The 21,817-nt window shown below is 65.1% G+C and carries 20 protein-coding genes and 3 tRNA genes; 15 read left to right on the forward strand and 8 right to left on the reverse strand.

Annotation, left to right across the window (positions count from 1 at the left end; all coding sequences use genetic code 11):
- The first annotated feature begins 17 nt into the window (after positions 1-17).
- The 5 genes from hscA to ACTIEY_RS08595 all read left to right on the forward strand — a co-directional run bounded on the left by hscA (position 18) and on the right by ACTIEY_RS08595 (position 4,371).
- Positions 18-1,889 carry a Fe-S protein assembly chaperone HscA gene (gene hscA, locus ACTIEY_RS08575; RefSeq protein WP_439518694.1) on the forward strand — a complete coding sequence of 624 codons (1,872 nt, stop codon included), beginning with the start codon at positions 18-20 and terminating at the stop codon, positions 1,887-1,889.
- 10 nt (positions 1,890-1,899) lie between these two features.
- Positions 1,900-2,238 (forward strand): ISC system 2Fe-2S type ferredoxin, encoded by a 339-nt coding sequence (fdx, locus tag ACTIEY_RS08580; protein WP_439518695.1) that lies wholly within the window; start codon positions 1,900-1,902, stop codon positions 2,236-2,238.
- Complete coding sequence (gene dnaQ / locus ACTIEY_RS08585) at positions 2,238-2,939, forward strand: DNA polymerase III subunit epsilon (protein WP_439518696.1); 702 nt, start codon at positions 2,238-2,240, stop codon at positions 2,937-2,939. The genes fdx and dnaQ overlap by 1 nt, the downstream gene beginning before the upstream one ends.
- Positions 2,940-3,002: 63 nt before the next feature.
- Positions 3,003-3,077, forward strand: a tRNA-Val gene (locus tag ACTIEY_RS08590).
- A 91-nt stretch (positions 3,078-3,168) separates the two neighbouring features.
- Positions 3,169-4,371, forward strand: coding sequence for an HD-GYP domain-containing protein (locus tag ACTIEY_RS08595; protein WP_439518697.1), 1,203 nt, complete (start codon positions 3,169-3,171; stop codon positions 4,369-4,371).
- A 9-nt stretch (positions 4,372-4,380) separates the two neighbouring features.
- Here ACTIEY_RS08595 and ACTIEY_RS08600 read toward each other — a convergent pair whose 3' ends face one another.
- Positions 4,381-5,643 (reverse strand): DEAD/DEAH box helicase, encoded by a 1,263-nt coding sequence (locus tag ACTIEY_RS08600; RefSeq protein ID WP_439518698.1) that lies wholly within the window; start codon positions 5,641-5,643, stop codon positions 4,381-4,383.
- 38 nt (positions 5,644-5,681) lie between these two features.
- Here ACTIEY_RS08600 and ACTIEY_RS08605 point away from each other — a divergent pair, with 38 nt between their 5' ends.
- Positions 5,682-6,044, forward strand: a complete 363-nt coding sequence (locus tag ACTIEY_RS08605) for a translation initiation factor Sui1 (RefSeq protein ID WP_439518699.1) — start codon at positions 5,682-5,684, stop codon at positions 6,042-6,044.
- Between the two features lie 28 nt (positions 6,045-6,072).
- Here ACTIEY_RS08605 and ACTIEY_RS08610 read toward each other — a convergent pair whose 3' ends face one another.
- From ACTIEY_RS08610 to mfd, 3 genes are all read right to left on the reverse strand, one after another.
- On the reverse strand, positions 6,073-6,306 hold the full coding sequence (locus ACTIEY_RS08610) for a glycine zipper 2TM domain-containing protein (protein WP_439518700.1): 234 nt from the start codon (positions 6,304-6,306) through the stop codon (positions 6,073-6,075).
- Between the two features lie 84 nt (positions 6,307-6,390).
- Positions 6,391-7,122 (reverse strand): phosphoserine phosphatase SerB, encoded by a 732-nt coding sequence (gene serB / locus ACTIEY_RS08615; protein ID WP_439518701.1) that lies wholly within the window; start codon positions 7,120-7,122, stop codon positions 6,391-6,393.
- On the reverse strand, positions 7,119-10,601 hold the full coding sequence (gene mfd, locus ACTIEY_RS08620; protein ID WP_439518702.1) for a transcription-repair coupling factor: 3,483 nt from the start codon (positions 10,599-10,601) through the stop codon (positions 7,119-7,121). Before mfd ends, serB begins: the two co-directional genes overlap by 4 nt.
- A 119-nt stretch (positions 10,602-10,720) precedes the next feature.
- On the opposite strand from mfd, the gene ispD reads away from it, so the two are divergent.
- Both ispD and ispF read left to right on the forward strand, forming a co-directional pair.
- A complete protein-coding gene (gene ispD, locus ACTIEY_RS08625) occupies positions 10,721-11,443 on the forward strand; it encodes a 2-C-methyl-D-erythritol 4-phosphate cytidylyltransferase (RefSeq protein ID WP_439518703.1) in 723 nt (240 codons plus the stop codon).
- Positions 11,440-11,940 carry a 2-C-methyl-D-erythritol 2,4-cyclodiphosphate synthase gene (gene ispF / locus ACTIEY_RS08630; protein WP_439518704.1) on the forward strand — a complete coding sequence of 167 codons (501 nt, stop codon included), beginning with the start codon at positions 11,440-11,442 and terminating at the stop codon, positions 11,938-11,940. The genes ispD and ispF overlap by 4 nt, the downstream gene beginning before the upstream one ends.
- On the opposite strand, the gene ACTIEY_RS08635 is transcribed toward ispF, so the two are convergent.
- On the reverse strand, positions 11,924-13,327 hold the full coding sequence (locus tag ACTIEY_RS08635) for an ATP-binding protein (RefSeq protein ID WP_439518705.1): 1,404 nt from the start codon (positions 13,325-13,327) through the stop codon (positions 11,924-11,926). The two genes, ispF and ACTIEY_RS08635, sit on opposite strands and share 17 nt — an antisense overlap.
- The gene (gene ompR / locus ACTIEY_RS08640; RefSeq protein WP_439518706.1) at positions 13,327-14,058 is read right to left on the reverse strand and encodes an osmolarity response regulator transcription factor OmpR; all 732 of its coding nucleotides are present in this window, start codon (positions 14,056-14,058) and stop codon (positions 13,327-13,329) included. Before ompR ends, ACTIEY_RS08635 begins: the two co-directional genes overlap by 1 nt.
- A 169-nt stretch (positions 14,059-14,227) precedes the next feature.
- Here ompR and ACTIEY_RS08645 point away from each other — a divergent pair, with 169 nt between their 5' ends.
- Positions 14,228-14,524: a hypothetical protein gene (locus tag ACTIEY_RS08645; RefSeq protein ID WP_439518707.1), complete on the forward strand. Its 297-nt coding sequence runs from the start codon at positions 14,228-14,230 to the stop codon at positions 14,522-14,524.
- Positions 14,525-14,616: 92 nt separating this feature from the next.
- On the forward strand, positions 14,617-15,285 hold the full coding sequence (locus ACTIEY_RS08650) for an SIMPL domain-containing protein (protein WP_439519428.1): 669 nt from the start codon (positions 14,617-14,619) through the stop codon (positions 15,283-15,285).
- Between the two features lie 3 nt (positions 15,286-15,288).
- Here ACTIEY_RS08650 and ACTIEY_RS08655 read toward each other — a convergent pair whose 3' ends face one another.
- Positions 15,289-16,059 carry a 3-hydroxybutyrate dehydrogenase gene (locus ACTIEY_RS08655; protein WP_439518708.1) on the reverse strand — a complete coding sequence of 257 codons (771 nt, stop codon included), beginning with the start codon at positions 16,057-16,059 and terminating at the stop codon, positions 15,289-15,291.
- 77 nt (positions 16,060-16,136) lie between these two features.
- On the opposite strand from ACTIEY_RS08655, the gene ACTIEY_RS08660 reads away from it, so the two are divergent.
- The 5 genes from ACTIEY_RS08660 (at position 16,137) to rimO (ending at position 21,669) form a co-directional block, all read left to right on the forward strand.
- Positions 16,137-17,057 carry an alpha/beta fold hydrolase gene (locus ACTIEY_RS08660; RefSeq protein ID WP_439518709.1) on the forward strand — a complete coding sequence of 307 codons (921 nt, stop codon included), beginning with the start codon at positions 16,137-16,139 and terminating at the stop codon, positions 17,055-17,057.
- 19 nt (positions 17,058-17,076) lie between these two features.
- On the forward strand, positions 17,077-19,389 hold the full coding sequence (locus ACTIEY_RS08665) for a RelA/SpoT family protein (protein ID WP_439518710.1): 2,313 nt from the start codon (positions 17,077-17,079) through the stop codon (positions 19,387-19,389).
- 41 nt (positions 19,390-19,430) lie between these two features.
- A tRNA-Val gene (locus ACTIEY_RS08670) sits at positions 19,431-19,507 on the forward strand.
- A gap of 189 nt (positions 19,508-19,696) precedes the next feature.
- Complete coding sequence (phaR, locus tag ACTIEY_RS08675) at positions 19,697-20,239, forward strand: polyhydroxyalkanoate synthesis repressor PhaR (RefSeq protein ID WP_439518711.1); 543 nt, start codon at positions 19,697-19,699, stop codon at positions 20,237-20,239.
- Between the two features lie 44 nt (positions 20,240-20,283).
- On the forward strand, positions 20,284-21,669 hold the full coding sequence (gene rimO, locus ACTIEY_RS08680; RefSeq protein WP_439518712.1) for a 30S ribosomal protein S12 methylthiotransferase RimO: 1,386 nt from the start codon (positions 20,284-20,286) through the stop codon (positions 21,667-21,669).
- Positions 21,670-21,724: 55 nt separating this feature from the next.
- Here the strand turns inward: rimO and ACTIEY_RS08685 are convergent.
- Positions 21,725-21,809 (reverse strand) — tRNA-Leu (locus tag ACTIEY_RS08685).
- Positions 21,810-21,817: the final 8 nt, after the last annotated feature.

Consider the following 21,817-nt stretch of genomic DNA (forward strand, 5'->3'; position numbering starts at 1 on the left):
GAATCGAATCCCGATCCATGGCGCTCCTGCAGATTTCCGAACCCGGCCAATCCCTCGATCCCCACCAGCGCCGCGTGGCCGTGGGCATCGACCTGGGTACCACCCATTCGCTCGTGGCCGCTGTGCGCCACGGCATTGCCGAGTGCCTGCCCGACGCCGATGGGCGCGTGATCCTTCCCAGCGTGGTGCGTTACCTGGAAGCGTCGCAGGGTGGTTCGGGCCGGCAGATCGGCTACGACGCGCTGGCCGCGCAGGTTCAGGATCCCGCCAACACCGTGAGTTCGGTCAAGCGCCTCATGGGCCGCCATCGCGCGCAGGTGGGGGACGTCGACAGGCTGGCCTACAGCGTGGTCGACCAGGACGGCATGGCGGTGGTGGAAACGGTGGCAGGCCGCAAGACGCCGATGGAGGTGAGCGCCGAGATTCTTGCCACGCTGCGCTTTCGTGCAGAAGACAGTTTTGATGACGAGCTTTTTGGTGCGGTCATCACGGTTCCGGCGTATTTTGACGACGCCCAGCGCCAGGCCACCAAGGACGCCGCCCAGCTCGCTGGCATCCACGTGCTGCGCCTCATCAACGAGCCCACCGCAGCAGCCATTGCCTACGGCCTGGACAACGGCTCCGAAGGCGTCTATGCCATCTACGATCTGGGCGGCGGCACGTTCGACATTTCCATCCTGCGTCTCACCCAGGGTGTGTTCGAGGTCATGGCCACCGGTGGCGATTCCGCCCTGGGTGGCGACGACTACGACCAGGCGCTGGCGGCCTGGGTGCTCGCGCAGGTGGGGGTGGATGCCGCCCTCGATCCTTCGGGGCGCGCCGCCGTGCACGCCGAGGCGCGGCGCGTGAAGGAAATGCTGTCGTCCTCGAGCGGCGAGACCTTTCGCGTCCAGCTGGCGGGTGGAAGCATCGAGCACACCGTCACCCCGGCCGATCTCGAGGCCTGCACCGACGCGCTGACCGCGCGCACCATGACCGCCGTGCGCAAGGTGCTGCGCGACGCCGGCGTGACCAAGGACGACGTGAAAGGCGTGGTCATGGTCGGTGGTTCCACGCGCATGCCGGTGATTCGCCGAACGGTGGGCACTTTCTTCGGCAAGGAGCCCTTGACCAACCTCAATCCCGACGAGGTGGTGGCGCTGGGCGCCGCCATCCAGGCGAACGCACTGGCCGGCAACAGCCGCGAGGGCGACCTGCTTCTGCTGGACGTGATCCCGCTTTCGCTGGGCATCGAGACCATGGGCGGCCTGGTCGAGCGCATCGTGCCGCGAAACAGCGCCATCCCTACCGCACGCGCCCAGGACTTCACCACCTACCAGGATGGCCAGACGGCATTGGCCCTGCATGTGGTGCAGGGCGAGCGCGACCTGGTGGCCGACTGCCGCAGTCTCGCGCGCTTCGAGCTGCGGGGCATTCCGCCCATGGTGGCGGGCGCGGCACGCATTCGCGTCACGTTCACGGTGGACGCCGATGGCTTGCTCTCGGTCAGCGCGAGAGAGCAGGGGAGCGGCGTGGAAGCGAACGTGGATGTGAAGCCCGCCTACGGCCTGAGCGACGAGCAGATCGCCGCCATGCTGCAGGACAGCTTCGCCACCGCCGAGCAGGACATCCAGTCGCGCGCGCTGGTCGAGGCGCGTGTGGATGCCGATCGCATGATCGCAGCCACCCGCACCGCGCTCACGGCCGATGCCGACCTGCTGGCCCCTGCAGAGCTTGAGCAGATCAACCAGTTGATGGCCGCGCTGGCCGACATCGCGGGCAGTGAAGACGCCGCAGCCATCGAAGCTGCCACCACTGCGCTGGCCAAGGGCACCGAGTCGTTTGCCGCGCTGCGCATGAACCGCGGCATCCAGCAGGCGCTGTCCGGCAAGAAGCTCGAAGAAGTCTGAAAAACACCCCATGCCCACGATCAAGATCCTGCCCCATCCCGAATACTGTCCGCAGGGCGCCACCGTCACGGCGCCTTCGGGCACGTCGATCTGCGAAGCCTTGCTGGACAACCACATCAACATCGAGCACGCCTGCGACATGAGCGCCGCGTGCACCACGTGCCACGTGATCGTTCGAGAAGGTTTCAGCAGCCTGAACGATCTGGACGAGACGGAAGAGGACCTGCTCGATCGCGCCTGGGGCCTGGAGCCCAACTCGCGCCTGTCGTGTCAGGCGCTGCTGGCGCAGGCCGATGTGACGGTCGAGATTCCGAAGTACTCGATCAACCACGCCAAGGAAAACCACTGATGCGCCAGATCGTCCTTGATACGGAAACCACCGGCCTGTCTGCCGACAATGGCGATCGCATCATCGAGATCGGTTGCGTCGAGCTGCTCAATCGCAAGCTCACCGGCAACAACCTGCACTTCTACGTCAACCCCGAGCGCGACAGCCACGAAGACGCGCTCAAGGTGCACGGCATCAGCAACGAGTTTCTGAAGGACAAGCCCAAGTTCTCGGCGATCGCGGACGAATTGCTCGACTACCTGCGAGATGCTGAGCTGATCATCCACAACGCACCGTTCGACATCAGCTTCCTCAACAAGGAACTGCAGCGCCTGGGCAGGGCACCGATCCACACCGTCATTGGGCACGTGACCGACAGTCTGGTGATGGCCAAGGAAATGTTCCCTGGCAAGCGCAATGGCCTGGACGCGCTGTGCGACCGGCTGGGCGTCGACAACTCCGGCCGCACCCTTCACGGCGCCCTGCTGGACGCCGAGTTGCTCGCCGACGTCTACATCAACATGACGCGCGGGCAGGACGCCCTGCTCATAGACCTGGGTGACAGCCCGGGTGAGGGCGGTGTGGCTGAACAGGTGGACCTGAGCCGATTCGAGTTGCCCGTGCTGCTGGCCAACCCGCAGGAAGCCCAGGCGCACGAGGCGCTGCTGGCCGATCTGGACAAGGCCAGCAAGGGCAGGACCCTGTGGCGCTCGCTGCAGTGAGCCAGTGGGCCTGAGAAACCTGGCTATAATCTGAGGCTTCCGAAAGATCGGTCCAGATCAATCGGGCGGTTAGCTCAGTGGTAGAGCACTGCCTTCACACGGCAGGGGTCGCAGGTTCGAACCCTGCACCGCCCACCAGACCCAGAAAGCCTGCAGGTTCTTGAACTTGCAGGCTTTTCTGCTTCTTATCGGCGCTTTCGCGGGGTGGGATGCCGCTTAGATTGACGGGATGTACAAGCCGCTGCCCCTGGAAGTGATCGCACTGAACCAGCCGGTTCCCGTCAATGTGTGGGATCCGAAGGGTGTGCTGCTGCTGCGCAAGGGCGAACCCATTACCTCTGAACAGCACCGCGGCCATCTCATGCTGCACGCGCCCATGGTGCGCGAGAGCGACTGGCAGGCCTGGTCGTACAGCTACACGGCCGAACTCGACCGTCTGGTGCGCAGCAACGAATCCATCAGTCGCATTGCCGGTTTGACCCACATGGTCGAAGTGCGATCAGCCGCTGCGCATGACGATGGTCGTGCGCACCAGGTCTGGCCGGACCTGCACGCGTCGCTGGCCACCCTCTTGCACCAGGGGGAGGGTGCCGGGCAGTTCCCGGAGCGTATCGAACGCCTGGCGCAACGCGCAGAACGGCTCTGGTGCGATAACCCGGACGAAAGCATGCTGGTGCTGGTGCAGTTGCTGTTCGATGTGCGCGTGGGCTACAGCACCACGCACGCGATGCTGTCGGCCGGCCTTTGCGCCTTGCTGGCATCTCCCGCTGGCGTGGCTCGTGAAGACCATGCATCGCTTTTTCGGGCGGCGCTGTGCATGAACATCGGCATGACACGCACCCACGATGCCATGGCGCGCCAGGCTCAGCCACTGTCGGACGCCCAGCAGCAGGCGGTTCGCGAGCATCCCCTGACGGGTTTGGCAGTCTTGAAGCGGCTGGGTGTGACGGACGCTGCGTGGCTGGATCTGGTGGAGCAGCACCACGAGCGCCCTGACGGTACCGGCTACCCGGCAGGCAGGCGAATTGCGGGAACCGCCCATCGCCTTCTGCAGATGGCCGATGGCTATGTGGCCCGGTTGAGTCCCCGCCAGGGCCGGGGCGGCCTTCTGTCGCAACAGGTGGCGCGCGAGCTGTATCTGGGGCCGGACCAGCAACCCGATCCATTGGGGGCGCTCTTCATCAAGCACATCGGCTTTTACCCACCCGGCAGCTACGTGCGCCTGGCCAGTGGAGAGTTGGGGGTGGTGGTCAGGCGGGGCGCCAGGGCGCATGCGCCGCTGGTGTTTGCCATCGTCGGACGCCAAGGCTTGCCATTGGGCGAACCTGCGCTGCGCGACACGCAGGACGCCGCATTCGAGATCAAGGCCAGCCTGCCGCCCGGCGAGGTGAAAGTGCTGGTCAACGTGCCGCGGCTTCTCGCCCGACTCTAGGCAGTCTTCTCACGTCGCCTTGCGGGTGGCTGCAGCGGCCGCGGCCGCGGCCGCGCGCAGTTTGTCTTTCTTGCTCGGCCTCTGTCCTTTGACGCCGCCGCCTCCCGGTGATGGGGGAGGCTCTGCTTCGGTCGGTTCGAAACCTTGCAACACCTCCAGCGGCAGGCTCATGCCCTGGCGTTTTTCGATCAGGCGCCAGTGGGCCAGTGTGCCCGGGCTCACCAGGCTCAGCGCCACGCCCCCCGCGCCAGCACGGCCGGTGCGACCGATGCGGTGGACGTGATCCACCGCGGAGCGCGGGAGATCGAAGTTCACAACCACAGGCAGCGATGCGATGTCAATGCCGCGCGCGGCCAGGTCGGTGGTCACGACCACATCCCAGCGCTTTTCCTTGAATTCGGCCAGCGCCTGCTCACGAGCACCCTGGCTCAGGCCGCCGTGGAAAGAGGTGGCGTAAAGGTCGCCCCGGTGGAGCTTTGCCGCCAGGCGTTCGGCCGCGTGCTGGGTGGCCACGAACACCAGCACGCGTTGCCAGTCGTGTTCCTGGATGAGGTGGCGCAGCAGCGTGGCGCGCCGCGTGCTGTCGACCAGGATGGCTCTTTGCAGGACCAGCGCTTCGGGCATGGGCTCGGCGGGCGGCAGGTCGATCCGGATGGGTCGAACGAGCAGCCTGTCAGCCAGGGCCTGGACTGTGGCCGGAAAGGTGGCGGAGAAAAACAGGCTCTGGCGCTTCGTCGGCAGCAGCGCGAGAACCCGCCCCAGTTCTTCGGCAAAGCCCAGGTCGAGAAGGCGGTCGGCTTCGTCGAGCACCAGATATTCCACCTGGTTGAGTTCCAGCGCGTTGTGGTCCACCAGATCGAGAAGGCGGCCAGGCGTGGCCACCACCACGTCGGCTCCGCCGCGCAGCGCCATCATCTGCGGGTTGATCGAGACGCCCCCAAACGCCACGGCCACCTTGGGTCGCACCGGCAGCTGCTGCGCCAGGTTTCGCACCACTTCGCCCGCCTGCGCTGCGAGTTCACGCGTGGGCACCAGCACCACCGCCCGCACCGGCTTTCGCCCGGCAGACGCGGTGTGGCGCTGAAGCCCTTGCAGCAGGGCCAGGGCATAGGCAGCGGTCTTGCCAGAGCCGGTTTGGGCGGTGGCCAGCAGATCGGCACCGGACAGCGCGGCCGGAATCGCCTCGGCCTGGATCGGAGTGGGTGTGGAGAAGCCGAGCTCGGCAGCGGCGTGGGCAAGGGCGGGCGCTAGGCCCAGGGCGATGAATGGCATGGATCGGAGCAGTGTAGCGCCCGCTACCATCTCCAGCCATGAAGAACAAGCTCTCAACCGGTGGGCTGGTGTACTCCACCGAAGCGGGTCGCATGTGCCCGGCGTGTCGCCAGCCGGTCGCGCAGTGCCGGTGCCGCCAACAACAGATGACGCCTGCGGGCGATGGCGTGGTCAGGGTCTTGCGCGAAACGAAGGGGCGCGGCGGCAAGGCCGTCACCCTGGTGAAGGGTCTGGCGCTCGACCACGCCGATTTGACCGCGATGGCCAAGCATTTGAAGGCCGCGTGCGGCTCCGGCGGCACGATGAAGGACGGCGTGATCGAGGTGCAGGGCGATCACGTGGAACGCGTGATGACCGCGCTGCAGGCCGCGGGCCATGTGGTCAAGCGCGCGGGCGGCTGATGCCCGCGTGCGCTTGGGATGGAAGCCCTTATTTCTTGGGTTCGACCTGGTTGCCGATGATGCCGCCCACGGCAGCACCACCCAGCGTGCCGATGGTGCTGCCACCGGTGAGCACGGAACCACCCACCGCACCAACCCCTGCGCCGATCGCGGTGTTCTGCTGCTGACGGGTCATGCCACCGCAGGCGGCAAGCGATGCGGCCAGGGCCAGCGATGCGGCCAGGGCGAGCCAACGTGAAGTGGTGCGAGATGAGGTGTTCATGGCGGTCTCCTTGTGGATGGTGATGCCACTTTCCGACGGAAGCCGCTTGTGGTCTGTGCGTTTTCGCACCGAGCACCGCAACGCTCAGCGCAGCACTTCCAGCAGCCGGTCGAGTCCGCCCTCGTGAATGGCCACCATGGCCTGCTCGCGCACGGCAGGCTTGGCGTGGTAGGCGACCGAGAGCCCGGCCACACCCATCATGGGCAGGTCATTCGCGCCGTCGCCCATGGCGATGCATTCAGAGGCATCGATGCCCAGCAGCGAAGCCACTTCGAGCAGTGTGCGGCGCTTCTCTGCACCGTCGCAGATATCGCCCCAGGGCTGGTCCACCATGCGCCCGGTGAGCTGGCCACAATTCGGGCCACTCTCCACCTCGAGCACGTTGGCGCGCGTGAAGTCGATGCCCAGCGTCTGGCGCACCCGCTCGCTGAAGAACGTGAAGCCGCCCGACACCAGCAGCACCTTCAGACCCGCCGCCTTGCAGGCGTTGATGAGTTCGGCAGCGCCCGGGTTGATGCGCAGGCGCTCGGTGTACACCTGCTCCATGTCGGCCACGGTCACGCCGCGAAGCAGCCCGACGCGCTGGCGCAGGCTTTCCTTGTAGTCGGCGATCTCACCCCGCATGGCTGCCTCGGTGATGGCGGCGACTTCGGCCTTCTTCCCCACAGCATCGGCGATCTCATCGACACACTCGATGCTGATGAGCGTGGAATCCATGTCGAAAGCGATGAGCTTGTAATCGCTCAACTTCAATGGCGGGGTGATGCCTCGCACGGTCAGGCCGGGCGCGTATTCGGTGTGGGTGGGTTCGGTCATGCGGGTTCGGATTGCTGGATGGGTTGGCCCAGCGAGCGCAGCACGTCGCGCACCATCTGAACCCGGTCTTTCACTTCTGGCAGGGCGCGTTCAATGCGCAGCTTCTCGTTGCCGGCGAGTTTGATGTGCCTGTTCTTCTGGATCAGCTCGATGATGCGCATGGAATCGAATGGCGGATTGGCACGGAAGGTGATCTGGATCACGCCCGGCGCCGCATCCACTTTCACCACACCGTAGGGCGCGCTGATGCAGCGCAGGCGATGCACGTCAATGAGGGTCTGCGCCTGCGGCGGCAGCTTGCCGAACCGGTCGACGATCTCTTCGAGCAGCGCGTCCACCTGGTCGCTGTTCTTTGCCGTGGCGAGCTTCTTGTAGAACGACAGCCGCAGGTGCACATCGCCGCAGTAGTCGCTGGGAAGCAGGGCAGGTGCGTGCAGGTTGATGTCGGTGGTGACCGAGAGCGGCGAAAGCAGGTCGGGTTCGCGGCCTGCCTTGAGCGAGCGCACGGCTTCGCTGAGCATCTCGTTGTAGAGCTGAAAGCCGACCTCCAGCATGTTGCCACTCTGGTTCTCGCCCAACACCTCGCCCGCGCCGCGTATCTCCAGGTCGTGCATGGCGAGGTAGAAGCCGCTGCCGAGCTCTTCCATCTGTTGGATCGCATCGAGTCGTTGCGACGCCTGCTTGGTCAGGCCTTCGGTGTCAGGGACCATGAGGTACGCATACGCCTGGTGATGGCTCCGGCCCACGCGCCCGCGCAACTGGTGCAGCTGCGCCAGGCCGAACTTGTCCGCCCGGCTCATGACGATGGTGTTGGCGGTGGGCACGTCGATGCCGGTCTCGATGATGGTCGAGCACAGGAGCAGGTTGTAGCGCTGCGCCACAAAGTCGCGCATCACACGCTCGAGCTCACGCTCGGGCATCTGGCCGTGTGCGATCGCAATGCGCGCCTCGGGCAATATCTCCTCGAGCTTCTGTCGGCGGTTCTCGATCGTTTCCACTTCGTTGTGGAGGAAATAGACCTGGCCGCCGCGCTTGAGTTCGCGCAGCACGGCTTCGCGGATCACACCGTTGCCTTCATTGCGGACAAAGGTCTTGATGGCCAGCCGGCGCTGCGGCGCGGTGGCGATGACCGACAGGTCACGCAAGCCTTCCAGCGCCATGCCCAGCGTGCGCGGGATCGGGGTGGCAGTCAAGGTGAGCACATCCACCTCGGCGCGCAGCGCCTTCATCTGCTCCTTGTGGCGCACGCCGAAACGGTGCTCCTCGTCGATGATGAGCAGGCCCAGGTCTTTGAACTTCACGCTTTCGCTGAGCAGTTTGTGCGTGCCGACCACGATGTCCACCGAACCATCGGCCAGGCCTTTGGCAGCGGCATTGATCTCCTTGGTGGAGCGAAAGCGGCTCATCTCGGCCACCTTCACAGGCCATTTCGAGAACCGGTCCGACAGCGTCTGGAAGTGCTGCTCGGCCAGCAGGGTGGTGGGGGCGAGAAACGCCACCTGGCGCCCGCCTGTCACCGCCACGAACGCGGCGCGCAGGGCCACCTCGGTCTTGCCGAAGCCCACGTCGCCGCACACCAGCCGGTCCATCGGGCGCGGGCTGATCATGTCCTGGATCACCGCGTGGATGGCTGCGCGCTGGTCGGCGGTTTCATCAAAGCCGAAATCGTTGGCAAAGACCTCGTAATCCTGCGCGGAGTAGCGGAATGCGTGGCCCTGGCGCGCGGCACGGCGCGCATAGATGTTGAGGAGTTCGGCGGCTGCATCGCGCACCTGCTCGGCGGCCTTGCGTTTGGCCTTCTCCCACTGACCACTGCCCAGGCGGTGCAGTGGCGCCTCGTCGGCGCTCACGCCGGTGTAGCGGCCAATCAGCTGGAGCTGGCTCACCGGCACGTACAGCACGGCCTTGTCGGCGTACTCCAGGTGCAGGAACTCCTGCAACGCGGGCGAGCCGTCCGGGTTCTTCTCGCCCATGTCCATGTGCACCAGGCCCCGGTAGCGCCCAATGCCGTGGGCGTTGTGCACCACCGGATCGCCCACGTTGAGTTCGGAGAGGTCCTTGATCAACGCATCGACGTCGCTGACCTGTTCCTGCTTCTTGCGCCGACGGGTGGTGGGGCCAGCAGCGAAGAGTTCGGTCTCTGTGACGAAGTCGATGCCTTCGTCGAGCCAGGAGAAACCGACCGTGAGCGCGGCGGTGGCCATGCCGGTTTTCTCGTCGCTGGCCAGGAATTCGCCCAGCGAATCGACCACCGGCGGGTTCAGGCCGCTGGCCCGCAGGAAATCCAGCAGGCTCTCGCGCCGACCGTCGCTCTCGGCGAGCAGCAGCACGTGGTGGGTGGTGTTGCGGATGTGGGCCTGCAGTCGCGCGAGCGGGTCTTCGGCGCCGCGCAGCACCGACAGGTCGCCCAAGGGTTGCACGGTGGCACCGTGTTCCATGCCGGCCTGGACGGGCCGCAACACCAGCTGGGCGTGCTGATTGGCCCGGATGTAGAACTGCTCGGCGTCCAGGAACAGGGCGTCCGGCGGGAGTACCGGCCGCTCAGGATCGCCGCGCAACAGGCGGTGCCGATCCTTCGTGTCCTGCCAGAAGCGCTGGAACGCGGGTTCGAGTTCCCCGTGCAACACCACCGTGGCGTCGGCACCCAGGTAGTCGAACACGGTGGCGGTGTCCTCGAAGAACAGCGGCAGGTAGTACTCGATCCCCGCGGTGGCCACGCCGTTGCCAATGTCCTTGTAGATGCGGCTCTTGGTCGGGTCGCCTTCCAGCAGTTCGCGCCACCGGCTGCGGAAGCGCGCGCGCGCTGCATCGTCCATCGGGAATTCGCGGCCCGGGAGCAGGCGCACTTCGTTCACCGGGTACAGGCTGCGCTGGCTGTCGGGATCGAAGGTGCGGATGCTGTCGATCTCGTCATCGAACAGGTCCACGCGGTATGGCACGAGGCTGCCCATGGGGAAGAGGTCGATGAGGCCACCGCGCACGGCGTACTCGCCCGGGCTCACCACCTGGGTCACATGCTGGTAGCCGGCCAGGGTGAGCTGGCCCTTCAGCCGCGCTTCATCCAGCTTCTGCTTGACCTTGAAGTGGAAGGTGTAGCCCGCGAGGAAGGCGGGTGGCGCGAGCCGGTACAACGCAGTGGTGGCGGGCACGAGCACCACGTCAGCGCCGGTTTCCTTGTCGCGCTGGGAGATGCGCCAGAGCGTGGCCAGGCGTTCGCTGATCAGGTCCTGGTGGGGTGAGAACGTGTCGTAGGGCAGGGTCTCCCAATCCGGAAACAGCGCGCAGCGCAAGTCGGGCGCAAAGAACGCCATCTCGTCGATGAGGCGCTGTGCGTCGTTGGCGTCGGCCGTGACGATGGCGGTGAGACGGCCTGCGCCTTTCTCGCGTGTGGCCAACCGGGCCAGCAGCAAGGCGTCGGCAGAGCCGCCGGGCAGTGGCAGCGTGTGGCGTTTTCCAGGAATGAGTTTGGGCAAGTCCATGGGGACAAAGTGGCGAACAGGATAGGACTTGAGGGTGCGACGGCGAAGCGACCATGACGAACACCCCCGGCCGGTGCGGCAGGGGGTGTGATGGCCTGATTCTAGAATGCAGGCACACCATGGCCGATGCCCCGACCGAATTGACCTCCCACGCCGCACCCCGCTGCCACGCCTTGCTCCCCTGCGCGGGAACCGGCACCCGGGCGGGAACCGAACTTCCCAAGCAATACCAGCCGATCGCGGGCCAGCCCATGGTCATGCACACGCTGGCGGCGCTTCGATCGCTGCCGAGGATCGGGCTGTGCGTGGTGGTCATTGCGCCCGAAGATGCGTGGTGGTCTTCACAGCCGATCGGCACCGTGCTGGCGCGATGCGGAGGCGCAACGCGGGCCGAGAGCGTCTTCAATGGCCTGCATGCCTTGCTGGACGAGGGCGCGCACCCCGACGACTGGGTGCTGGTGCACGACGCCGCGCGGTGCCTGGTGACCGGCGAGCAAGTGGAGGCTCTTATGGATGCCTGTTGGGGCGACCAGGTGGGTGGCCTGCTTGCGTTGCCTTTGCCCGATACCCTCAAGTCAGAGGAAGGCGGTCGTGTTTCGGCCACCGTGGAGCGTTCCCACAAGTGGCTGGCACAGACGCCGCAGATGTTCCGACTGGGTGCGCTGCGGGCCGCGCTGGCCGCCACCCGGGAACAAGGTTTTGCGGGCGTGACCGACGAAGCCAGCGCCATGGAGCGCGCAGGTGAAAGCCCCTTGCTGGTGCGAGGCAGCGCGCAGAACTTCAAGGTCACCTACCCCGAAGACTTCGCCCTGGCCGAAGCCGTTCTCAGGAGCCGTTCATGACCATCCACCTGTCCCCTTTCCGCGTTGGCGAGGGCTGGGACGTGCACGCGCTGGTAACGGGCCGGCCCCTGATCATCGGCGGCGTGACCATTCCACACACCCATGGACTGCTGGGCCATTCCGATGCCGACGTTCTCCTGCACGCCATCACCGACGCCTTGCTGGGCGCGGCCGCGCTGGGCGACATCGGGCGCCACTTTCCGGACACGGACGATCGGTTCAAAGGCGCTGACTCTAGCGTGCTGCTGGCCGAAGCTGCCCGGCGCGTGCGGGAGGCGGGGTTCGAGATCGGCAACGTGGACAGCACCGTGGTGGCGCAGGCTCCGCGACTGGCGCCGCACATCGGCGCCATGTGCGAGCGTATGGCCGCCACCCTGGGCGTGGCCCGTGATCAGGTCAACGTGAAAGCCAAGACCGCCGAGAAGATCGGCCCCGTCGGAGAAGGGCTGAGCATGGAGGCGCGCGCCGTCGTCCTGCTGGTCAGGAAGACGCCTTGACCAGCTTCATGTGAGCGGCCAGGCCACCCGTGCTGCTGTTGGCCACCGCAAAACGCCCGCCCATGCGGGCAATCGCGCGGTCGACGATGGCCAGGCCCAGGCCAGTGCCGGTGGCCGACGTGCGTGACACGTCGCCGCGGTAGAACGGCTGGGTGAGCTGTTCGATCTGGTCGGGGTTCACGCCCTGGCCGTGGTCGCGCAGCTTGATCAGCACGAAGTCGTCCTTGGCCTTGGCGGCGATCTCCACCCGCGTCACGCCGGTGTCGGGATCTTTGCCGTAGCGCATCGCGTTTTCCAGCAGGTTGGCAAACACGCGCTGGAGTTCCACCGCATCGCCCATCACGATGGTGTGCAGCGGAATGCTGGTGGTGATCACGGTGTTGGGATCCTGCCCCACCGAGAAGATGGCCGCGTCCACCACCTGGTTGAGGTTCACGCGCTCGGGCTTGATGTGGTCGGGGCGCGCGTAGTCGAGGAACTTGTCGATGATCGCATTCACCTGCTCGATGTCGGCCGACATGTGCTCGCGGGCTTGCGGATCGTCCACACTCATTTCGGTTTCCAGGCGCAGGCGCGCCAGCGGCGTGCGCAGGTCGTGCGAGATGCCGGCGAGCATGAGCGCGCGGTCCTGCTCGATCTTGGACAGGCGCTGGGCCATGCGGTTGAAGCCGATGTTGACCTCCCGGATCTCGCTGGTCGCGACCGTCTCGTTGAGCTGGCTGGCATTGAAATCGCCTTCGCGCACGCGGCTGGCCGCAAAAGAGAGCTTTTTCAGCGGGCGGTTGATCAAGCGCGCGATCAGCGCGGCACCGGTGAGCGAGAGCAGCGCGGCCGTGCCCAGCCAGATCAGCCAGGTGGTGCCGGCCACCGGGCCGATGCGCGACGGATCGGTGAGCAGCCAGTAGGGGTCGTCATCGATGGTGAAGCCGATCCACAAGCCTGGGGTGCCATTCACCTCGCGCGCCACCAGCGTGTCCGGCCCGAGCCGGCCGCTCAGCCGCTCGGCCACGTTGCGGCTGAGGGCATCCGTGTTGTAGAGGCGAAAGGTGTCGGTGGGCTCGCGCGGCGCGATGCGCAGGCCTTCCTCGCTGGCCAGGGTCTTGATCAGGGAAACGCGGGCAATGGCGTCCGAGTGGATCAGTGCAGCCCGGCTCAGGTTGACCAGGGAAGCCAGCTGGTTGGCGCTCTGCAGCGCGCGCGGCTCGTATTCAAGTGCCCGGAATGTCTGCAGCCAGGCGACGATGCAGCCGACCAGAAGCAGCGCCAGAAACAGAAAGGTGCGCCAGAACAGGCTCACGCCCCGGTTGGGACGCATCTCCAGCGGCGCGGGCGCTGTTTCCAGCGAGGCCGGCTGGGTCTCGAACGGAACGCGTGACTCGTCGGGCATCAGGCATTGCCGTCCGGCACGAAGACGTAGCCCACACCCCAGACGGTCTGCAGGTACCGGGGCGATGCGGCGTCTTCTTCAATCAGTTTGCGCAGCCGCGAGACCTGCACGTCCAGGCTGCGGTCAAACGGTTCGAACTCCCGGCCACGTGCCAACTGAGCCAGTTTTTCGCGCGAAAGGGGCTGACGCGGGTGGCGGACAAGGGCCTTGAGCATGGCGAATTCGCCCGTGGTCAGCGGCAGGTCCACGTTGTCCTTGCGCAGCGTGCGCAGGCTCAGGTCGAATTCGAACGGGCCGAACTTCACCACTTCCTGGTCTTGCGACGGAGCGCCCGGGACTTCAGTGGGCGGGCGGCGGCGAAGCACGGCGTGGATGCGCGCCAGCAATTCGCGCGGATTGAAGGGTTTGCCCAGGTAGTCGTCGGCGCCGACTTCCAGGCCGACGATCCGATCCACGTCCTCGCTCTTGGCCGTGAGCATGATGATGGGGGTGCGGTCGCCATTGGCGCGCAGGCGGCGGCAGATCGACAGCCCGTCCTCGCCGGGCATCATCAGGTCGAGCACGATCAGGTCGACGGAATCGCGCTGCAGCACCCGGTTCAGGGCTTTGCCGTCTTCGGCCAGCATGACTTCAAAACCTTCCTGCATCAGGTAGCGGCGCAGCAGATCGCGGATGCGGACATCGTCATCGACGACAAGAATCTTGTTGGGGCGGACACTGTTTTGTGGCATGGGAACAACTTCCGAAATATGTAACAAACTCGATTGTGGCAGCGCCAAGTGGTTGTCAGCACTCATTTTTTATTTTCCTGACACGCTGTTACAGATGTTGCCCGCGCTGGCAGCGACTTCATCGGGGCCACATCACACAATCGGCGCCATGTTCATACTTGAGCGCACCATGAAATCGATTCTGACGAGCGCGTTCCTGTTGTCGGTCATCAGTCCACTGATGGCGGGTCACGACGGTCAACGTCTGCATCCGCTGCCGCCTGATGTGCCGGCTACCGTGCTGCCCATCTCGGTGGGCGACAGCAGTGAAGCGCGTGGGCCCATGCGCCTGCGCGATGCGCTTCGTCAGCCCTTCGACGACATGGACGACACCAGCAAGCCCTACCGCCTCTCGGCGGAAGAGCGCCAGCGCTTGCGCGAGCAGCTGCGTGAACAGCCTCCCTATGACTCCCGCTTCAAGCCATGAACTTGCCATCGATCCGACCGCTCAAGCTCTTTTCCTCTTCGCACCGTTCCCCTTCCCGCATCCTGCTTCCGGCCGTCATGGCGCTGGCTTTCATGGCCGTTGCTCCAGCCCAGGCCCAGGGCACCGCGCCCGTGCCCGCCAACGTGGTGAACATCTCGGCCAGCGGCTTCATGGAAGTGCCTCAGGACTGGCTGAGCATGAGCCTGAACACCACCCGCGAAGGGCCCGACGCCGGGACCGTGCAGAACCAGCTCAAGCAGGCGCTGGAAGCGGCACTCGTGGTGGCGCGCGCGAGCGCAAAGCCCCAGCAGATGGAGGTGCGAAGCGGTCAGTTCAGCCTGCACCCACGCTACGGCACCAACGGCAAGATCAACGGCTGGATGGGCGGCACCGAACTGGTGCTGGAAGGCCGTGACTTCGCACTGATCAGTACGACCGCCGGCAAGATCCAGACACTCACCATGGGCAACATGGGTTTCTCGCTGTCGCGGGAGGCGCGGCAGAAGCTCGAAGCCGACGTCCAGGCCATGGCCATCGAGCGCTTCAAGCAGCGCGCGAGCGATGTGGCCAAGGGTTTCGGCTTTGCCGGCTACAGCCTGCGCGAAGTGGCCGTGAGTTCAGCCGATCAGGAAGGCCGCCCGATCCAGCCGCGCATGATGGCGATGGAAGCGAAGGCGGCGATGTCGGACGCGGCGGTCCCGGTGGAAGCTGGCAAGTCCACCGTCAATGTGACGGTGTCCGGTTCCGTGCAATTGCGCTGACGTTCATTGGGCGGCCCAGCCGCCGTCCATGTTCCAGGCCACGCCGCGCACGTTGTTGGCGGCGGGCGAGCAGAAGAAGACCGCCAGTTCGCCAAGCTCTTCGGGCGTGGTGAACTGCATCGAAGGCTCCTTCTCCCCGAGAAGCTGTTTCTTGGCGTCCTCGTTGGACAAGCCCTGCGCCGCTGCCTTGGCATCGACCTGCTTCTGCACCAAAGGTGTGAGCACCCAGCCTGGGCAGATGGCGTTGCATGTGACGCCCGAGGTGGCGTTTTCCAGTGCCGTGACCTTGGTCAGCCCCAGGATGCCGTGCTTTGCCGCGACATAGGCCGACTTTTCGGCCGAGCCCACCAGACCATGCACCGACGCCACGTTGATGATGCGACCCCAGTTGGCCTTCTGCATCGCAGGCAGGGCCAGACGGCTCGCCAGAAACGCGCTGGTGAGATTGATCGCAATGATCGCGTCCCAGCGTTCCACAGGAAAATCCTCGACCCGCGCCACATGCTGGATACCAGCGTTGTTCACCAGAATGTCCACCTGTCCAAAGGTGTCTGCGGCAAAAGCCATCATGGCTTCGATCTCGGCCGGCTTGCTCATGTCCGCGCCGTGATAGGCCACCTTGGCGCCCAGTGCGGCGATCTCCGCCTTGGGACCTTCGGCATCGCCGAATCCGTTGAGCACGATGTTTGCGCCCTGGCGTGCCAGGGCCTTGGCAATGCCGAGCCCGATGCCGCTGGTGGAGCCGGTGACGAGGGCGGTCTTGTTGGCAAGCATGGGGTACTCCAGTTCCATTACGATTGGTTGAAAAGCGCTTGAAGCATTATCACGGAGGCCTTGGGCCGCCCCCTCCCATGCAAGAACCATCCCTGCAGTTTCTCGTCGTCGGCGCACCCGCAGCCGCCACGGGCGCCCCGCGTCGCATGGCGTATTGGGACTGGTCGTGCATGTCGGGTCACCAGGACCACGTGGTGATCTGCGTGCACGGACTGGGGCGTCAGGCGCGCGATTTCGACACGTTGGCGCGCGCGCTTTCCGCACGCGCCCGCGTGATTGCCGTGGATGTGGCCGGACGTGGCCACAGCGACTGGCTCGCCGACCCCATGGGATACCAGTTGCCCACCTACGCAGCCGATCTTGCGGCGCTGCTGTTGAAACTCCGTGCAGAACGTCCCGGCCTCGTGATCGACTGGGTCGGCACCAGCATGGGTGGCCTGATCGGCATGGCGGTGGCCGCGCAGCCCGCGCTGTCCATTCGCCGTCTGGTGCTCAACGACGTGGGTCCGGTGGTGCAATGGGAAGCGCTGCAGCGGATTGGTACTTACCTCGGGAAGAACCCTTCGTTCGACAGCGAGCGGGCCGCGATCGATTACCTCGCCTCGATCTCGGCCACGTTCGGCCCGCACACCCCTGAACAGTGGCGCGACCTGTCGGTGCCGATGCTGCGGGAACGGGAAGGCCGCTGGTGGTTGCACTACGACCCGGCTCTGGCTCTGCCCGTTCAGGCACTCGTCAACATGCCCGATCAGGCGATGGCCCATCAGATGGTGCGCGATGGCGAAGCCGCGCTCTGGGCGCTGTACGACGCGATCACCGCTCGCACGCTGCTGTTGCGCGGCCAGCATTCTGACCTGCTCACCCAGGCGACCGTGAACGAGATGGCATCGCGCGGCCCGAAAGCGCGGTGCGTCACCTTCGATGGGGTTGGGCATGCGCCCACGCTGGTGGCGCCAGAACAGGTTGAAACGGTGCGCTCGTTCCTGTGGGACGAATGACGATGGCGTCCGTCCACCCATGAAGCGATCCACAGGTTCTGCATCCGGCGAGGTCCCGGAAGCGCGCTCCGCACAGGCCGTACCGTCGGCCATCGTGGCCGCCACGTCCGACAGTCTGCCGAAGCAGGCGCAGGCGCTGACGCGCGCTCGCGCATTTGCCGAACCACTGATTGCCAGCGAGCACCTGGACACCGGCGAGAACATCCTTGCCCACGCGGACGCGGTGGCTGGCGTGCTCAACGACATCGGCGGATCTGAAGCGATGCAGGCCGCCGCCTACCTCGTGTACGCCTGCCAGCACCTGAACCGGCCCCAGGAAGTGATCTCCAAGGCCTTCGGCGAGAACTTTGCGGCGCTGGCTGTGGAGACCACCAAGCTGGTGCAGTTGCAGCGTCAGGCGCGCCTGAAACATGCTGAGGTGCAGGCCAAGAAGGAGGTCGAACGCCAGACCGCGCAAGAGCAGGACCTGCCCGTGACGGCGCCGGGCAAGACCCTGGTCTCCGAACTGGCAGCCAGCCAGACGGAGAACGTGCGCAAGATGCTGCTGGCGTTCTCGCGCGATCTGCGGGTGGTCATGCTCCGCCTGGCTTCTCGCCTGCAGACGCTTCGCTACTTTGCTGCGAGCAAAGGTGAGCCCGGTGACGCCCTGGCCAGCGAGTCGCTGCATGTCTTTGCTCCGCTGGCCAACCGCCTGGGCATCTGGCAGATCAAATGGGAAATGGAAGACCTGGCGTTTCGCTTCCTGGAGCCCCACACCTACAAGCAGGTGGCGCAGCTGCTGGATGAAAAGCGCGCGGAACGCGAAGCGCACGTCGAGCAGGTCCGGCAGCGGCTGGAAGAAGCGTTGCACAGGCAGGGTGTTCAGGCCTCTGTGCAGGGCCGACCCAAGCACATCTACAGCATCGTCAAGAAGATGCGTGGCAAGTCGCTTGACTTCGAACAGGTTTTCGACATACGCGCGCTGCGCGTGGTGGTGCCGGAAGTGGCGGACTGCTATGCCGTGCTCGCCCATGTGCACGCGCATTTCTCGCCCTTGCCGGACGAGTTCGACGACTACATCGCCAAGCCCAAGGCCAATGGCTACCAGTCGCTGCACACGGTGGTGCGCGACGAACAGGGCAGGGCGTTCGAGATCCAGATCCGCACGCAGTCGATGCACGACCACGCCGAACACGGTGTGGCGGCGCACTGGGCCTACAAGGAGGCCGGGACCAAAGGCTACGCGGGCGTGTCGGCCAGCTCGGAGTACGACGCCAAGATCGCGGTGCTTCGACAACTTTTGGCCTGGGAACGTGACCTGAGTGGGGCCGCTCAGGGGCTTTTCGAAGACCGCATCTACGTACTCACCCCTGACGCGGCCATCGTGGAGTTGCCTCAGGGTGCGACAGCGGTGGACTTTGCCTACACGGTGCACACCGATCTGGGCCACCGATGCCGGGGAGCGCGGGTGGACGGCGCCATGGTCACGCTCAACACGCCGTTGCAGAACGGCCAGACCGTGGAGATCACGGCAGCGAAAGAGGGCGGGCCTTCGCGCGACTGGCTGAATGCCGATCTGGGTTACCTGGTGAGTCACCGTGCCAAAAGCAAGGTGCGCGCCTGGTTCAATGCCCAGGCCATGGAAGAGACAGTGGCCAGAGGCCGCGAGGCGGTTGAAAAGCTGTTGCAGCGGGAAGGCAAGACTGCCTTGAAGTTCGACGACCTCGCCGCTGCCCTTGGGCTGGCTTCCGCGCAGGCCTTGTTCGAACAGGTCGGCAAGGACGAACTCTCGTTGCGCGCGATCGAGACCCACCTTCGGCCACCCGAGCCGGAAGCGCCTTCGGAGGTGCCGGTCTGGCTCAGAAAGCCGCGCAAATCGGCGGCGCAGTCGGGCGGTGGCGTGCTGGTGGTGGGTGTGGAGTCGCTCATGACCCAGCTCGCGAGGTGCTGCAAGCCGGCGCCGCCCGATGAGATCGGCGGCTTCGTCACCCGTGGAAAGGGGGTGAGCATCCATCGCAGCGATTGCACCGACTTTGCTCACCTTCAGCGCAAGAATCCGGACCGCGTGATCGAAGTTCAATGGGGTGGACAGGACAACGGGGGCCGGGACGCGCAGCCTTCCGTCTACCCGGTCGACGTGGCGATCGAGGCGGTCGACCGCCAAGGCCTGCTGCGCGACATTTCCGACGTGTTCGCGCGCGAGAAGATGAATGTGATCGGCGTGCAGACGCAGTCGGTCAAAGGCATTGCCTGGATGACCTTCACCATCGAGGTGCCCGACGCGCGTCAGGTCGCGCGCGCCATGTCGGTGGTGGGCGATGTGTCGGGTGTGCGGGTAGTACGGCGTAAATAGATTCGGCGAACTGCTATACTGCGAGGCTTCGAATCGTTTGTAGGCGCGTAGCTCAGCTGGTTAGAGCACCACCTTGACATGGTGGGGGTCGTTGGTTCGAGTCCAATCGCGCCTACCAATCCGATTTGCCTCCTAGCGAGGCTAGCCCCGAAATGCCTGGCATCCACGCCGGGCTTTTTTTTGCCCGCTTCGCCGCTCGCGCACAGGGAAAACCCATGCTCCCGCGTGTCGGTCGGGTTTCTAGAATGTGCCGTATCCTCCGAGCAGACGTTGGGCGCCCCTGCCCGCTCCTTCCAGAAAGTCCTCAGTGCAAAAAACCAAGGCCGACAGCGGCGGTGAGCGTGCTCCCGCTGTGCGCGTGATCAAGAAGTACCCGAACCGGCGTCTGTACGACACCGACACCTCGTCGTACATCACGCTCGCTGAAGTGAAGGCGCTGGTCATGGACAACGAGCCCTTTGTCGTGCGCGACGCCAAGTCCAACGACGACCTGACGCGCAGCATCCTGCTGCAGATCATTCTGGAAGAAGAAACCGCGGGGGTTCCCATCTTCACCGAGCAGGTGCTCGCCAACATCATCCGCTTCTATGGTCATGCCATGCAGGATTTCATGGGTTCCTACCTGGAGAAGAATGTGCAGATCTTCATGGACCTCCAGCACAAGATGACGGAGCAATCCACCGGCGTCAATCCCGAGGCCTGGAAGCAGTTCATGAACGTGCAGTCGCCCATGATGCAGGGGATGATGGGCACGTATCTGGAGCAGTCCCGCAACGCGTTCACGCAGATGCAGGAGCAGATGCAGAAGAACAGCGAGCAGATGCTTGCAGCGCTCGGGCTCAAGCGCTAGTCCTTGCGTTCACGGGCATCGGGCGGGTCTGAGACAATCGACCCATGTCTGAAACGCTCGTCCCGCCGACCATCTCGGCGCCCAAAGTCGGTTTCGTCAGCCTGGGTTGCCCCAAGGCCCTGACCGATTCCGAACTCATCCTCACGCAACTGAGCGCCGAGGGCTACCAAACCTCCAAGACGTTCGCCGGTGCCGACCTGGTGATCGTGAACACCTGCGGCTTCATTGACGACGCGGTCCGCGAAAGCCTGGACACGATTGGCGAAGCCCTGGCCGAGAACGGGAAAGTGATCGTCACCGGTTGCCTGGGCGCGCGCGAAGGCGAGGGCGGCGGCAATCTGGTGCGCCAGATGCATCCCAGCGTGCTGGCGGTGACCGGGCCCCATGCCACGCACGAAGTGATGAGTGCCGTGCACGAGCACCTGCCCAAGCCGCACGATCCCTTCGTGGACCTGGTGCCGCCTCAGGGCATCAAGCTCACGCCGCGCCATTACGCCTACCTCAAGATCAGCGAAGGCTGCAACCACCGCTGCACCTTCTGCATCATCCCCTCGATGCGTGGTGATCTCGTGAGCCGGCCCATTGGTGACGTTCTGACCGAAGCTCGAAAGCTTTTCGAAGCTGGTGTGAAGGAGTTGCTGGTGGTCAGCCAGGACACATCGGCCTATGGGGTCGATGTGAAGTACCGCACCGGCTTCTGGGACGGCAAACCCGTCAAGACGCGCATGTTCGACCTGGTGCGCTCACTGGGCGAAATCGCCAGGGGCTACGGTGCGTGGGTGCGGCTGCATTACGTCTATCCCTATCCCCATGTGGACGACGTCATCCCGCTCATGGCAGAAGGCCTGTGCCTGCCGTACCTCGACGTGCCTTTGCAGCACAGCCATCCCGACGTGTTGCGACGCATGAAGCGGCCTGCCAGCGGTGAGAGGAATCTCGAACGCATCGCACGCTGGCGTGAACTGTGTCCGGAGATCGTGGTGCGCAGCACGTTCATTGCCGGTTTTCCCGGCGAGACCGAGGCCGAGTTCGAGCACTTGCTGGATTTCCTGCGCGAGGCCCGCATCGATCGCGCGGGATGTTTTGCGTACTCGCCCGTACCGGGAGCGACCGCGAATCAATTGCCGGATGCCGTTGCGGATGCGCTGCGCGAAGAGCGTCGGGCCCGCTTCATGGCAGTGGCCGAAGACGTTTCGGCCACCAAGCTGCAGCAGCGGGTCGGCGCGACCATGCAGGTGTTGGTGGACTCGGCGCCCGGCCTGGGCAAGAAGGGTGGTGTGGGCCGTAGCTACGCGGATGCACCAGAGATCGATGGCGTCGTGCGCCTCCTGCCGCCCGAGAAGATCAGCAAGACCTTGAAGGTCGGTGAATTCACCAAGGCACGCGTCGTGGCTGCACAAGGCCATGACCTGTTGGCAGTGCCGGTTTGAGGGCACGTCACAAAAGGAAAAGGCCAGCAAACTTGCGTTTGCTGGCCCTTATGATTGGTGCCCAAGAGAGGACTCGAACCTCCACGCCTCTCGGCGCTAGTACCTGAAACTAGTGCGTCTACCAATTCCGCCACCTGGGCATCTCAGG

It is taken from the genome of Hydrogenophaga sp. (genome assembly GCF_051858985.1).
Classification (GTDB): Bacteria; Pseudomonadota; Gammaproteobacteria; order Burkholderiales; family Burkholderiaceae_C; genus Hydrogenophaga.